Genomic DNA, 15241 nt, shown 5'->3' on the forward strand with positions numbered 1-15241 from the left:
CAGGTTTCGCAGGGAATGGCAGTCGCCCTTGCCAAGAAGCCTAACGCCGCAAATGTTTGCTTCAGGGATCGCCCTTCGGGGCTTACAGCCAAGCGCCTACTCGTCGTTGGTCTTTTTTGACTTAACCCGTTAGGCCTGCAAAAGACCGCCTTGATTAGTCACTTGGCTGTGAGCCTGAGCGACTATAGACTTATTCGCACCTTCCCTGATTAACGGGGTTCCGCTCGGACGACGGCACGTATTGCCGTAACCTGATGAATTCGCGATGCGGAGATCGCCACGGTGACATGCTTCGGTTACACTATGGCGTATGAAAATACTTGTAGAAGACACCATTCCTTTTGGAATGGAATACATGAAAACACTGGGTGACACCACGCTGTACAGCTGGCAGTCGTTGCGGCCGGAGATGCTTACCGATACAGAGTATCTGGTTGTACGATCAACGACTAACGTTGACAGCGCCTTATTACAGCACGCCGATAACCTCAGGTTTGTTACTACCGCAACGGCCGGAACCAATCATCTGGACAAAGTCTGTCTGGAGGCGGCCGGGATCCAGTGGGACTCGGCAGGCGGATGTAATGCCGTGGCTGTCGCGGAGTATGTCGTCAGTGCCATATTACATGCCGATGATGCAGGCTACGTGGATGTAAATTCGGCAACGGTTGGGATTGTCGGGGCAGGGCATGTCGGGACTGCATTGGCGTCAAGACTGACGTGTCTGGGAATTTCCTATAAGCTTTGCGATCCGCCACTTGAAAATACCGGTGATCCCCGTGACTTTTGCCAGCTTGATGATGTACTTAACTGCGACATTATTTCGCTGCATGTGCCCCTCATTACCGGCGGCGATTATCCTACCGTTAACCTTATTGATGCCGCTGCGCTGTCAACGCTGACGGAGAAGCAACTTCTGATAAACGCCTGCCGGGGCGAAGTCGTCGATGAAGTTGCGTTGTTACGTCGTCTGAAGCAGCCTGATGCACCACGGTTTGTTACCGATGTCTATTGGCAGGAGCCCGGCATTGATACGGCAATGATTGATGCTGCCTGGCTGGCTACTCCTCATATTGCCGGCCATTCAGTGGAAGGGAAAACCCGCGGTACGCAGATGGTTTACGAGCAACTGTGTGAGCTGATGGAAAAGCCGGTCAGCCTTAAGCTCAGTGATTTTCTTGAACCGGTCGCGCCGCTGACCGTGGCGCTGGAAAACCCACAACATGACAGGTTGTCACGCGCCGACCTGCGCCGACTGTTTTTTTCGATATATGATATTAATGAAGATGATAGGCATTTTCGCCAAGCCATGGCAGAATCCAATCAGTTTGCGGCGCTCAGGAAAGCCTACAGGGTGCGTCGCGAGTGTTCAGCCTATACTTTGCGATTGAACGCTGCGGTTTCTGAAGGAATACGCAATCAACTGCAGTGTTTAGGATTTACACTACAATTTCCCTAACCCAAACCGATATTGCAGCGTGGCCGACACGCTGCTCAGATTAGGAGTTTCACGCAATATGTCACAAGCCTTTGATGTAGCCGTTCTTGGCGCAACGGGTCTGGTCGGCCAGACCATGATCGATATTCTGGAAAAACGCGATTTTCCTGTTAAGACTCTGTACCCGCTGGCAAGTAAACGCTCTGCTGGTGGCACTGTTACATTCAAAGGTGAAGAGATTACGGTTCTGGATGCAGACGAGTTTGACTGGTCGCAAGCCCAGTTTGGCTTCTTCTCTGCCGGTGGCAGCGTCTCTGCTGAGTTTGCGCCGAAAGCCGCTGAGGCTGGCTGCATTGTTATCGACAATACCTCACATTTCCGTTATGAACCCGACATCCCGCTGGTGGTGCCGGAAGTGAACGCCCACGCGTTAGCAGACTTCAGAAACCGCAACATTATTGCAAACCCTAACTGTTCGACGATTCAGATGCTGGTAGCCTTGAAGCCGATTCATGATGCGGTGGGTATTGAGCGGATAAATGTTTGTACGTATCAGTCGGTTTCCGGTGCGGGTAAATCAGCGATGGAAGAGCTGGCCAGACAAACCGCTGACCTGCTGAACACACGGGAAGTAAAACCTGAAGCCTTCAGTCGCCAGATAGCGTTTAACGCGATCCCGCAAATCGACGTTTTCATGGATAATGATTATACCAAGGAAGAAATGAAGATGGCGTGGGAAACCCAGAAAATCATGGGTGACGATAGCATTCTGGTGAATGCTACCGCGGTTCGTGTGCCGGTCTTTTTCGGTCACGGTGAAGCTGTGCATCTGGAAACACGTCAGCCGATTGATGCTGAACAGGTAAAACAATTGCTTGCTGATGCGCCTGGCGTCACTGTGTATGAAGACCGTGAGCAGTTTCCAACTCAGGTAGGCAATGCCAGTGGCAACGATTTAGTGCATGTGGGACGCATTCGAAATGATATCACGCATCCGACAGGCCTCAATTTATGGGTGGTATCGGATAATATCCGTAAAGGGGCTGCAACCAACAGCGTACAGATCGCTGAAACACTGATCCGCGATTACCTGTAAGCCAGTAACCTCCTCCTCAAACCAGAGGCGTAAACATTTTTACGCCTCTGCCGATACCTTCCCTGTAAGTCGTTTATTTTTCGCTGCGTCGTACTTGTCGCGTTATGATAAGCAGGCTGTGGCTTTTTTTGGTCCGCTAAACTAGATTGCCCAGAGTAACTGGTTTATAGTTTTGAGATAATAATGCGCAAGGCAACGATTTATGGATTAATCTTTGCATATCATAAGGATGGTGGTTTTTTGACGCTGTCGACAGCGTCGGTTTGACAATAACAATGATCGCGCTTGGCAGTGGACAGCATCTGGCTTCATCTCTTTTTCAGATGTTTCGCGCGAATAAAAATAAACGGTGATGTTCAGACGCGAAATTTCGCACATCACCTGCGGCAGACTATCAAAAATGCGTGATGGTCAGGGCGCTTGAGGGCATATAGGAACGCTATGAAATTGCATTTATCGGGCTTACTTTTACTGACCACACTGTTGTCAGTATTCCCAACAGTAGTTGATGCGCAGGAGCGAGCGACACAGCTTCGGGGGCCTAAAGATGCCACCAGTCAGTTTTCCGGAAACACCTACGGTCCTATAGACGCGAAGGACACATTGTGGCGTATCGCAGAGCGCTATCGTCAAAATAAAGACCTGTCTATTTATCAGGTAATGATAGCGATTTATGAGCTGAACCCTGATGCCTTTGAAGAAGGCAATCTCAATTTGCTGGTTGACGGTGCAACCCTGCAACTCCCCTCAGAGCAATACATATCGCGAATTGATCCGGAGCGTGCCCGCACGCGCGCTGAGCAGGATGAAAAAAACTTTGCGCAGGCTTTAGAAAACCCCGACCCGTCAAAGAATATCAAGCCCCCGGTCCCTCTGGCCAGCCAGGAAGACCTTACTCAGACAAAATCTGCCATTGAGCAGCAAATTAATCAGCTGGACTCACAGCAGTCCCAGCAGTTCGATGAGCTGCGGCAACAATTTGCCGAATCGATCACCAATGTGCAGACATTGTTGGACAATAATAACAAGCTTTACGAACGGATAGAGCGGGTAAATGACGACCTTCAGAATTTACGTGCGCAGTTAGAAGGTGATGTTAAGTCTCAGATTGACAATCAGGTAGCACTACAGCAACAACTGCTGGCGATGATGGAAGAAGAGAAGCGACAGCGCCTGGCTGAGAAAGAAAGTTCTCTTACCAACATGCTCACCTCGCCAATGGCCATGATTATTGGCTCTGGGGTAATTACATTGCTACTGGTAGGCGGGCTGGTTGCCTGGTTGCTAGGCAGAAATAAAGACGCGCCGGCGCCTGTAGCTGCAGCGCCGGAACCGGTTAAAGAAGTTGCTCCCGCACCGACAGACGATTTGGATGATCTGGCCAGCGTTATTTCCGATGACCTGGATGACAGTGCTGAATTGTCTGACGATGAACTGTTTAACGATGATGACTTGCTTGACGATGTGCTGTCCAACGAACTGGAAGAAGCGCTGGATGATGAGTTGGAGAACTTTGCAGATCTGGACGATGACATGCTGGTGCCGGACAGCGACGAAGATGACGACAGCTTTGAAGAGGGCGCGGACGCCCTTGACCAGGATGATCTGGACAGCCTGTTTGACGAGGAAGATCTTACCGATAGTGATGCCGAGAGCGATCTGGAAATTGATGAGCTAAGCGGCATAGATCTGGCGTCTGAGGATGATGCTGATCTTGATTCCGACCTTGACGAGGATCTGCCTTCAGAGGATGTTTCTGAAGATGATATCGATGATCTTCTCGCTTCAGCCGGTCAGGTTGAGGAAGTCGATGAAGAAGACGAGTTTGAAGTCAGCGTTACCGACAATTCAACCTCTGATGAACCGCAGGATAGTGAAGCTGAAGATGTCGCAGATGACGAGAATCTTTCAGCTATTCCGGTAGCGCCGATTGAAGATGAAGAAGAAAAGCCAGAAATCAGTATTGATGAGTTGCTGGAAGAAGATCCCGAAGAAGAGTCGCTTGCGGCTACGCTGGGGATGGATGATGACACTGTCAACGAAGAGATGCTGGAGAAGCTGGACAAAGAAATCCACGACCAGAATCAGCAGCTTGATCGTCTGACCGATAACATTATCGGTGAAATTGAGCAGCTTGAGATGATGGGCGGTCTGCTGGAAGAAGATGAGGATGAGCCGGAAGGTACGGATGAAGATGACGATACGCTTGCACCGTCAAAACCGTCACCGCAAGCCATTCAGGATCTTGACAGCATCACTGATGACCTTGAAGAAATCGACTTTGCAGATATGGAGAACGCGGATGAATTTAACGATCCGCTTTCCGATGAACTTATTTCTGAATTGCAGGCGGAAGATGAAGCGCAGCCAGATAACGTGCAGTTGGATGTCATAGACAGCCTGTCTGCAGGTGATGAGTCTGATAGCGTAGATGTCGAAGACAGTTTTGATATCTCAGAAGATATTGATGATCCGTTAGGCGATGAACTTCTGGCCGAGCTTGAGCAGGAAGACAGCAGTAGTGAGCTCGATGCGCTATCCGATGAGTTGTTGTCAGAGCTTGAAACCGGTACAGAAGATGACGCTGATGCTGACGAGCACGTTGAAAAAGCTGAATACGAGAATGAAAGTGACACTGCTGATGACACGGTATCTGATGACGAGATTGACGACCCGTTAACAGACGAGCTGCTTGCGGAACTTGAAGCCGACCAGGATGAAGATGAGCAGGACGAAAACGCCCAGATCGACGATTTGCAGATCGAGAGTGAACAGCTTGACGATGAACAGGCAGAAGAAGAGCAGCCTGCCTTCGAAGCAGGCGAGCTGAGTACAGACGAAAATGACTCAGTAGCCGATGAAGACAGCGATGGTCTTGATATTGATGCCATCGCAGATGACATTGATGAGCAGCTTGGCCAAAACAGCGTCGAAGAACCCGACGGGTCAGAGCAGGTTGTTGACGCAGATGAGACCGACGACACGTCGACAGCAGAATTGCAAGCATCAGACGATGAACAAGCTGCGACAGAAACACTGCCGGAAATCGATGATGAGGATATCACGGCAGAGTCTGATGATTCCTCGCAAGCAGATGATTCGACAGAGTTAGAAGAACCAGATTCTGACTTAGCTGAATCAGCATCAGAAGAACCGGACAATGATGAAACCGAATCAGTGACGGATAACGTCGATGATATCGATGTCGATACCGACCCGCTGGCTTCAGATGAAGCTGATGCCGTTGACGCTGATGAGACACTGCCAGAGAGCGATGACGTTACTCTTCCGGTTGAAGATGAAGACACAGATGCCGCAAGTGATGAAACTTCGTTGGAAGAAGAAGACAACGACAGCGAAATTCCGGAACTGCCAGAGGACTCTGATGAAGTAGCGTCGACAGATCCACTTGAAGAGGCACTGGATGCCTTCGACAAGCAGATGATGGATGATATTCCTGCGTTCAGCGAAACGTCTCCAGGCGAGGACGTGATATCTGAACCTGAGTCTGATACCGATGTTGACGACTTTGATGACAGCCTTCTGGATGACGCCTACGATGACGTCGACTCCTTTGAACTGGAGCAAGAGGAAGATGGTGTTGAGCGGACATCAGAGACTGAAAATGATATCAATGAGCTTGAGGATGTTCCCGGCCTTGACGACTGGCTCAGCGGCTCCAAAGAGAGTGACGATGATGAAATTCTTGATGATCTGGAGAGCACTGAGTTCGATGAATTGCTCGATTCCATCGAAGCCGATAAGAAGGATGATGCGCAAAAGGCGTTTGAGCTGGACAATCCTGATCTGGATCTGGATGCGCTGTTAAGTGAAAGTGATGAAAACGCGGCCACTCTGGCAGATCAAGATACAGGCTCAGGTGAGAAAGATGAGGACACTGAAGATTATCTGGACATTGAATCGTTGATGGATGAGTCTGATGACGAAGAAGCCAGTGACCTTGATGAAATGCCTTTGGATCTGGATGTTAGCCTGGCGGACTTCACCGGTATCGGTGATAGCGATGAGGCTATCGACATTGATAAAGATGCCGGTCAAAGCGCCAATCTGGACTTAGCTCGCGTTTATATGGAGATGGATGATATGGATGCCGCAAAAGAGCTGTTGGAAGAAGTGGTCGAAAAGGGAAGTTCTGATCAGCAGGAAGAGGCGGCAACGCTGTTAAAATCTATCAGCGGATAATTTGGCTGGCGCGCTTTACTGGTGCGACTCACTGCTACAATTCGTAACTCAATACTCTCAGCACGTCTCCTGCCTGATACAGAGGCGTGTTGTCTTATTTCTTTTATTCGCGCAGGCCGCTGTTTTTTTCCGGTGAGCTTCGGGATAGTTTCTGACTGGTCATCGTAGAAGTCACTTCCTCAGACGGTTGCACTTGGAAAGCGGTGTGACTACACTTAGCCGATTTTTCTGAACGGGAGTAGGGCAATGGCGCGTATCGCCTTAGGTATTGAGTACGATGGAGCTGCGCATTTTGGCTGGCAACGCCAGCGGGAAGTGCCCAGCGTACAGGAATATCTGGAAAAAGCGCTCTCTGTTGTCGCCAACACCACCATTAATGTGCAATGCGCAGGACGCACCGATGCCGGTGTGCATGCCACCGGCCAGGTTGTGCATTTTGATTGTGATGCCTCTCGTCCGGAGCGTGCCTGGACAATGGGGGTAAACGCGAATCTTCCTGATTCTATTGCTGTTACCTGGTGCAAGCCGGTTGATGACGATTTCCATGCCCGTTTTTCTGCTACTCACCGGCGCTATCGCTATGTCATTTACAATGCCAGATTGCGACCGGCAATTTTGCATGGCGGTGTAACACATGTTTATCGTGAGTTGGATGCTGCGAAAATGCATGACGCTGCGCAGGCATTGCTTGGCGAGCAAGACTTCACATCATTCAGAGCCGCGCTTTGTCAGTCGAAAACGCCATTTCGTAACGTCACGCATGTTTCGGTTTCCCGTCAGGGCCAGTACGTCATACTTGATATCCGGGCCAATGCATTTTTACATCATATGGTGCGAAATATCACCGGCTCGCTAATTGAAATTGGTGCTGGTGAGAAGCCCGCAGACTGGATTGCGCAATTGTTGCCACTAAAAGACAGAACGGCGGCTGCCGCTACGGCCAAGCCAAACGGACTGTATCTGGTTGATGTAACATACCCTGAGCACTTTGCACTTCCCCGTGCGCCATTAGGCCCCTTGTTTCTGCCGGAAAATTAAGAAAGGTGCGAATAAGTCTATAGTCGCTCAGGCAATGGTAAGGTGATAATTTGCTTGTTTTCTGATGAGCCCGGCAGTAGCGCATTGATGCGTTATCCCCCGAAACATCGGGCCTGACAATACCCAATAGCCGCTTTTTACTGTAGACAAGCGTGGCCTGCTTCGCAAAAAGGCCGGAAATACGCAAGGTTAGCAGACATTCACTCGCAATTCCGGCGCAGCCGTATTATGCTCAGGTATAACTTCTTAGACCAGTTTTGTTTTTTCCATTTAGATGGAATGTGGTCTAATACCGCGCTATCACATGCGTTAAGATTCACTATGCACCGCGCACGAACAATACAGACTAAGCACGGCAGGCAGTGACACAGTTAAAAGGATTCGTTTTTCATGAGCTGGATTCAAAAAATCCTCCCACGTACCCAGACTTCTACCAAAGGGAACGTACCGGAAGGTATCTGGACCAAATGTTCATCTTGCCAGGCGGTCTTGTATAAAACCGACCTGGAAAAGCAATTAGAGGTCTGTCCTAAGTGTGACCACCACATGCGCATTAATGCCCGCAAGCGTATTGATGCATTTCTTGATGAGAAAGACCGCAAAGAAATTGGTGCCGATCTCGAACCTCAGGACATACTGAAATTTAAAGATTCAAAGCGGTATAAAGATCGTATTTCTGCGGCGCAAAAAAGCACTAATGAAAAAGACGCGCTGATTGTTATGCAGGGCAAGTTGAAAGGGATGCCCGTAGTCGTCGCGAGCTTTGAGTTTGCCTTTATGGGCGGTTCGATGGCTTCTGTGGTTGGTGCGCGCTTTGTGAAAGCCGTCGAAGCCTGTCTTGAACACAACATGCCGCTTATTTGTTTTTCTGCCAGTGGTGGTGCCCGTATGCAGGAAGCACTGATGTCGCTGATGCAAATGGCGAAAACCTCAGCTGCACTGGCGAAACTAAGCAAAAAAGGTTTGCCTTATATTTCCGTATTAACCGACCCGACAATGGGCGGTGTATCGGCAAGTCTGGCGATGCTTGGTGATATCAACGTAGCTGAACCAAAGGCGCTGATCGGCTTTGCCGGCCCGCGTGTGATAGAGCAAACTGTGCGTGAGACGCTGCCGGAAGGTTTCCAGCGTAGTGAGTTTCTGTTGGACAAGGGCGCTATTGATATGATTGTCGACCGTCGTCAGATGCGGGACAAATTGCACGGTGTGCTACTGAAGCTGCATCGGCCAAACTAAACCCCGGATACTGATGTTAGCCGGTATAGGAAGGGCGGGAATTTCTGGCAACGCCGGAATGTCGCTCAGTTTGCTGATTGTTGTCTGAACAATCGTTACGAACGTTTTCGCTGCCATACGCTCCCGTTCGGGAGCGTATGGTCTGAGTTGCTCAGTCCTGATTATCGATAGCGTCACTTCATCCTGCTATCGTCATTTGCACTAAGTAGCAAACCCGGTATATCTTCCCACATTATGAAATCCCAAAACGATAAACAGCTTTTACAGTGAATACGCATCAAAGCACCATGCCAGCGCCTGCAGATCGTTCTCTTGCGCAGTGGCTTACCTATTTAGAATCCATTCACCCCTCTGCCATTGATATGGGACTTGAACGGGTCGAGACTGTCGCCGCCACACTCGGGCTCACGTTTACCGATCGTACCGTCATTACCGTTGCCGGAACTAACGGCAAAGGCACAACCTGTAAATTTCTCGAACAGGCCGCAATAGCGCAGGGTAAAAGCGTTGCGGTATACAGTTCCCCGCACTTGCTAACCTATCGCGAACGCGTTCGTTACAATGGTGAGCTGCCAACAGAAGCTGCGTTTTGCGAGGCGTTCACTTGTGTGGAAGCGGCCAGAGGCGATACCACGCTGACATACTTTGAATTTGGCACACTGGCGGCCATGAAAATGATGATGGAGTGGCAGGCAGACATTGTGATCCTTGAAGTCGGTCTGGGTGGTCGACTGGATGCGACCAATATCGTCGATCCTGATATTGCTGTGATCACCACGATTGATTTAGACCACCAGGATTGGCTGGGCGACACCAGAGAAAAAATTGCGGTAGAGAAGGCCGGGATCATGCGTCCCGGGATAAAGGCGGTGATCGGTGACAGGCAGCCGCCTTCAACCTTGCACGAAGAAGTAACGCGTTTTCAGGCAAAGGCATTATGGGCAGAGCGGGATTTCACTGTTACTGAACACCAGGACGGGTGGGATTGGCACTGCGGTGAGGTAAGTCTGAAGGCGCTTCCTAAGCCCGTTATTCCGCTGCAAAACGCCGCAACCGCGCTTGCAACATTACATCAACTGGGCTGGTTGCCTGATGCAAAAGAAGCAGCCCGGGTAATTGCAAATACTGAAATGGCAGGGCGCCGTCAGCAACTTGACAGTGCACCCAGAGTTGTGGTGGATGTGGGTCACAATCCGCAGGCAACACGTCAGATGATGACCTGGTTGTCTGAGTATCAGTATGACAATCTGTACATTGTGGCTGGTATGTTAAAAGATAAATCCATTGTGGAGACACTGGCACCTTTTGAGTCACTGGATGCTACCTGGTTACTGGCGGCGACGTCTGGTCCCAGAGGGTTATCTGCTGAGGCGCTGCAATCCGGACTGCCGGTAAAACTGCAAAAAAACAGCCAGACTTTTGCCAGTGTGGAAGACGCTTATGCCTTCGCCCGTTCGAATTGCGCGCAATCTGACATGATTTTTGTATTTGGCTCTTTCCTTACCGTAGCAGATGTATTAGCGTTGCATACTTACCCGTAGTATAGACAGGAGCTTAACGTGACGTCGGCACTAAAGAACCGGCTGGTAGGAACCATCATCATTGTCGCTTTGGCTGTAATTTTCCTTCCAGATTTTCTTGATGGGAAAAAAGAAAGCCAGGAAGAAGCCTTTGTCAGTGTTCCGGCAGCGCCTGCTAAAAAGCCGATAGTAAATCCTGAGCCTTTCCCCGCAGAGCGCGTGGCTAACGCGGCACAACGCCCGATGGAAATTGTTGAAGAGCCTGCCATAGATGACGAACCCACATCATCCGAGCCTGAAGCCCAGGACTCTGCGCCGGTCGCAGTGGAGGAAGATGAACTTGCCCGGCAGACGGTGGTGAATGAACCGCAGGTTGCAGAAGAAGATGCAGGTTGGGTGGTGCAGCTCGGTAGCTTCCGCCATCAGAAAAACGTTAAACAACTGCTTACTAAACTGGAGAATGCAGGTTATCGCGCATTTAGCCGACCCATTCAAACCCGCTCGGGACCGCTTACCAAAGTGTTTGTGGGCCCGGATTTAGATCGCGCAAAGTTGGAGTCGGCGTTGCCTCATCTCAAAGAAGTGACCGGCCTTAAAGGAAAGGTTACCACCTTCAATGCTGATTAAACGCTGAAATTATGGAGGCGTCTGCCTCAGTGCAGGAATGCAACTCGTCGGACGATCCTCATGACAGCGGCCCATTCTGAAATATTCGCACAAACAGTCTCTGCGCTCTGGGTCTGCACAGCCGATGATACTCCGTTACAAATCTCAGCACTGGAAATTGGAATACTGATTGGTAATCATTCATCCTTCTGATAGAATGCGCGCCATCTCGCCATGGGCATCCCGAAGGTAATATTTCGGGCACAACGAGCTGATTATGAGACAATGAACTGGGTAGACTTTTCCATTCTGGGTATCATCGCGGTATCTACCTTAATTAGCCTGATTAGAGGCTTTGTTAAAGAAGCCATTTCTTTAGTCGTCTGGTTTGGCGCACTTTTCATTGCAAGTCAGTTTTATGCCGACCTGGCAGTATACTTCACACGGATTGAAGACGAATTATTACGTAATGGTGCCGCTATTGCGGTGTTGTTCATCGCGACGTTGATCATGGGAGCCATGCTGAACTATGCGTTCGGGCAGTTAGTTCAGGCTACCGGATTATCTGGCACAGATCGCGCTCTTGGTGCTGTTTTTGGCGCGTTGCGCGGCGCATTGATTGTTAGTGCATTGTTGTTTTTTATGGACACCTTTACGCCCTCAGCGTCGTCTCAATGGTGGCAAAATTCGGTATTGATACCTGAGTTCGCTATCATTATTGAATGGTTTTTTGCATTTGTGAAAGACGGCTCAAGTTTCTTAAAACCCGCTTGAAATAGGTAACTCAGATGTGTGGTATTGTCGGAATAGTTGGTAAAACCCCGGTAGCGCAGTCGTTGTATGACGGCCTCACCGTGCTTCAGCACCGTGGCCAGGATGCTGCCGGTATAATGACCATAGACCGGAACATGTTTAACCTGCGAAAGGCTAATGGCCTGGTGCGTGATGTTTTCCACACGCGTCACATGAAGCGTCTGACCGGGAATATGGGCATCGGCCATGTTCGCTATCCGACAGCAGGTACCTCCAGCTCAGCGGAAGCGCAGCCGTTTTATGTGAACTCTCCGTTCGGTATCGCTTTTGCACACAACGGCAACTTAACTAACGCCCATGAGTTGCAGGAAGAGGTTTTCCGTATTGCCCGTCGCCACATCAACACGACCTCTGATTCAGAACTGCTGCTAAATATTCTGGCTCACGAACTTCAGCAATGCACTGAGCTAACAGTTAGTGCCGGTGACATCTTTAAAGTCGTTACCAAGGTGCACAAGAAAATCCGTGGCGCTTACGCTGTGGTTGCAGCCATTATTGGACAAGGTGTACTGGCATTTCGTGACCCTAACGGCATTCGTCCTCTGGCGCTGGGTAAGCGTGTCACAGAACTTGGTGAAGAGTGGATGGTAGCGTCTGAAAGTGTGGCGCTTGACGCGGTTGGCTTTACGTTTATTCGCGACGTTGCTCCTGGTGAAGCAGTATATATTACAGAAGCAGGCGAACTCCACACACAGCAGTGCGCGGAAAATCCAATGACGTCGCCGTGTATTTTCGAATTTGTTTATTTTGCCCGTCCGGATACGTTTATTGACGGTATCTCGGTATATGCGTCTCGCGTAAACATGGGCCGTAAGCTGGGTGAAAAAATCGCCCGCGAATGGGCTGATCTTGACATTGATGTGGTGATCCCCATCCCGGAAACCTCAATGGATGTAGCGTTGCAAATAGCTAACACGCTGGAGCTTCCGTATCGCCAGGGGTTTGTGAAGAACCGTTACATTGGCCGTACCTTCATCATGCCTGGTCAGACGATGCGGAAAAAATCTGTACGTCGTAAGCTAAATGCGATTTCTTCGGAGTTCAAAGGCAAAAACGTACTATTAGTCGACGACTCTATTGTTCGTGGAACAACATCAGGACAGATTATCGAAATGGCACGGGAGTCGGGTGCGAAGAAGGTATACTTTGCCTCCGCAGCTCCGGAAATTCGTTTCCCGAACGTGTATGGTATTGATATGCCATCAGCCAACGAACTGATTGCCTACGGCCGTGAAATTGACCAGATCTCTGATTTGATTCAGGCCGATGGACTGATATTCCAGGACATCAGCGACCTAGTAGATGCCGTGAAAGAAGAAAACCCGGAGATCCCGCGTTTTGAAACCTCGGTTTTTGATGGCAATTACATCACCGGTGACGTTGACCAAAGTTATCTGGAAAAAATTGATATGGCCCGTGGCGAACAGTCCCGCAAGGCGCCGGTAGTTCAGGCTGAACTGACTAACCTGGATTTACACAATATGGACAACAATGACGACTGATTGATGGTTGTCACTGTGTAAAGACGAAAAAAAAGCCGCAATTTGCGGCTTTTTTACTTTTGGTGAGTAATACCAACCGACAATGATAGGTGATTGGTATCAAGGACTGCTTTAACAGTCAGGGTCGGCATGCAGTGACGTGCATACCTTAGTGGACATACACCGGACCGAAGCCCATACTCCACAAAATTACCGATGACGCCATCAGGATCACCATCAACACAAGACCACAGGTGACCACTGAGCTTGCGTAGATAAACCCTTTTTCTTCCGGGATATGCATCAGAATAGGTACACCGGAATAGAGCAGATAAACCGAATAGCTTACACCCGCAAGAATGGCTGTCATGACGAACCAGAGTTCGGGATAGAGCCCGGCAAACCCCGCCATAAACAATGGTGTGGCGGTGTAGGCAGCAAGTTCCAGAGATTGTGTGTAGGTTGGTTGCGCATCAAATGCATTCGCCAACTGATGAATAAGCACAGCCAGTCCGATAACGCCTGCCACCAAACCAAAATACATACCGAAAGCCATTCCGAGAGCACTTTGGGGAGTAAGTTTGATCAAGTCGCCCGCACCAATACTCCACCCAAGGTACGCTGCTGAATAGTAAGCGATAATTGCCGGGATAAGCGCAATTACTGCGATATGACTAAGAGCATAAAAGTAATTTTCGTGTTTACGATCAATGCTTTGCCACTCTTCTTTTGGATGGGTATAGATGCCCACAAGGTGATTCAGGATCATAGATTTTACCGTAGCTGATGTTGCGCGATATGTTGTTAATTACAGTTTATTAACAACTCTTTTACATCAGTCTGTCTTAAGCTGGTGATTTCGTCAACAATTAATGGTGAAAATATGATCAGTTGTGATAAGCCCTTGATTCTGCGTGAAGATACAGTGCAGGGCTACTTAGGGTTTCGAGACAATCTGCTTGTAAATTGGAGAGAACTTCGGTGGCTTAGTATATAGAAGAGACTCAGGCAGCCAATGGTCCGCTATGAAAACGAAATTCGTTATCAGGAGACAGAATGAGTGTTTTCTCTACGTCACCAAAATGGGCAACGCGTTCCTGAATATCATGGTCGGCAATCTCTTTTGCCAGCGTAAGGTAATCTTCAAAATGGCGGGCTTCAGAACGCAACAGAGACATATAAAACTTAGCCAGCGTGTTATCGACATAAGGGATCAGGCTGGCGAATCGCTCACAGGAGCGAGCTTCAATATAAGCACCACAGATTAACTTATCGATCAGCTTCTGTGGCTCGTAAGTGCGGACGTGTTTAAGCATGCCGTTAGCGTAGCGGCTTGAGGTCACAGAGCGATACTCCATCCCCATAGCGTGCATGATTTCAAGCACCTGATAGAAGTGGTGTAACTCTTCTTTTATCAGCAATACCATCTTATCCAGCAGGCTTGACTGAAAAGCGTCCAGATGTGTGACCGGAAACAACGATTTAGATAAATTTTTCGTGTGCAGATCCTGCCAGTTTCCCTGGTGACGATAGGTGAAGTCCTCATAAGGGCGCAACCAATCCAGCAACTGTCCACTGGTACTGTCATCAGCAATATAGCGGCGCAGCAAATACATCGCAGATTGTGCGGCTTTTAATTCGCAGATCAGATGGTCCGTTAGCAGAATGCGTAAATGTTCAGGCTTCACAGCTTCTTCAATCCATGCGTTCGGTGTCTGGCATTGCAGAAACTGGCTCACAGGGGTCAGTAGATCTGAAATTTCTGAATGAACATGTGTCATGGTCGTGTCCTGAACAACGGGCAAAGTAA

11 protein-coding genes are annotated in these 15241 nt (G+C 49.3%); 9 read left to right on the forward strand and 2 right to left on the reverse strand.

The window, feature by feature from the left end; all coding sequences use genetic code 11:
* The first annotated feature begins 310 nt into the window (after nucleotides 1–310).
* The 9 genes from JKP77_RS11810 (at nucleotide 311) to purF (ending at nucleotide 13452) form a co-directional block, all read left to right on the forward strand.
* Nucleotides 311–1459, forward strand: a complete 1149-nt coding sequence (locus JKP77_RS11810) for a 4-phosphoerythronate dehydrogenase (RefSeq protein ID WP_218311430.1) — start codon at nucleotides 311–313, stop codon at nucleotides 1457–1459.
* 58 nt (nucleotides 1460–1517) lie between these two features.
* The gene (locus tag JKP77_RS11815) at nucleotides 1518–2534 is read left to right on the forward strand and encodes an aspartate-semialdehyde dehydrogenase (RefSeq protein ID WP_218311431.1); all 1017 of its coding nucleotides are present in this window, start codon (nucleotides 1518–1520) and stop codon (nucleotides 2532–2534) included.
* Nucleotides 2535–2975: 441 nt separating this feature from the next.
* Entirely contained in the window at nucleotides 2976–6737 is a 3762-nt protein-coding gene (locus JKP77_RS11820; protein WP_218311432.1) for a FimV/HubP family polar landmark protein, read from the forward strand.
* A gap of 246 nt (nucleotides 6738–6983) precedes the next feature.
* Entirely contained in the window at nucleotides 6984–7775 is a 792-nt protein-coding gene (gene truA / locus JKP77_RS11825; protein WP_218311433.1) for a tRNA pseudouridine(38-40) synthase TruA, read from the forward strand.
* A gap of 390 nt (nucleotides 7776–8165) precedes the next feature.
* The gene (gene accD, locus JKP77_RS11830) at nucleotides 8166–9011 is read left to right on the forward strand and encodes an acetyl-CoA carboxylase, carboxyltransferase subunit beta (RefSeq protein ID WP_218311434.1); all 846 of its coding nucleotides are present in this window, start codon (nucleotides 8166–8168) and stop codon (nucleotides 9009–9011) included.
* Nucleotides 9012–9298: 287 nt separating this feature from the next.
* The gene (folC, locus tag JKP77_RS11835) at nucleotides 9299–10552 is read left to right on the forward strand and encodes a bifunctional tetrahydrofolate synthase/dihydrofolate synthase (protein ID WP_218311467.1); all 1254 of its coding nucleotides are present in this window, start codon (nucleotides 9299–9301) and stop codon (nucleotides 10550–10552) included.
* Nucleotides 10553–10570: 18 nt separating this feature from the next.
* Nucleotides 10571–11158 carry an SPOR domain-containing protein gene (locus tag JKP77_RS11840; RefSeq protein ID WP_218311435.1) on the forward strand — a complete coding sequence of 196 codons (588 nt, stop codon included), beginning with the start codon at nucleotides 10571–10573 and terminating at the stop codon, nucleotides 11156–11158.
* Nucleotides 11159–11422: 264 nt separating this feature from the next.
* The gene (locus JKP77_RS11845; RefSeq protein ID WP_218311436.1) at nucleotides 11423–11911 is read left to right on the forward strand and encodes a CvpA family protein; all 489 of its coding nucleotides are present in this window, start codon (nucleotides 11423–11425) and stop codon (nucleotides 11909–11911) included.
* Nucleotides 11912–11925: 14 nt separating this feature from the next.
* The gene (purF, locus tag JKP77_RS11850) at nucleotides 11926–13452 is read left to right on the forward strand and encodes an amidophosphoribosyltransferase (protein WP_218311437.1); all 1527 of its coding nucleotides are present in this window, start codon (nucleotides 11926–11928) and stop codon (nucleotides 13450–13452) included.
* Nucleotides 13453–13600: 148 nt separating this feature from the next.
* Here the strand turns inward: purF and JKP77_RS11855 are convergent, their stop codons facing one another.
* Both JKP77_RS11855 and miaE read right to left on the reverse strand, forming a co-directional pair.
* Nucleotides 13601–14200, reverse strand: coding sequence for a Yip1 family protein (locus JKP77_RS11855; RefSeq protein WP_218311438.1), 600 nt, complete (start codon nucleotides 14198–14200; stop codon nucleotides 13601–13603).
* A gap of 235 nt (nucleotides 14201–14435) precedes the next feature.
* Nucleotides 14436–15212, reverse strand: coding sequence for a tRNA isopentenyl-2-thiomethyl-A-37 hydroxylase MiaE (gene miaE / locus JKP77_RS11860; RefSeq protein ID WP_218311439.1), 777 nt, complete (start codon nucleotides 15210–15212; stop codon nucleotides 14436–14438).
* Nucleotides 15213–15241 lie beyond the last annotated feature (29 nt).

The organism is Alteromonas antoniana (genome assembly GCF_019249295.1).
GTDB lineage: Bacteria > Pseudomonadota > Gammaproteobacteria > Enterobacterales > Alteromonadaceae > Alteromonas > Alteromonas antoniana.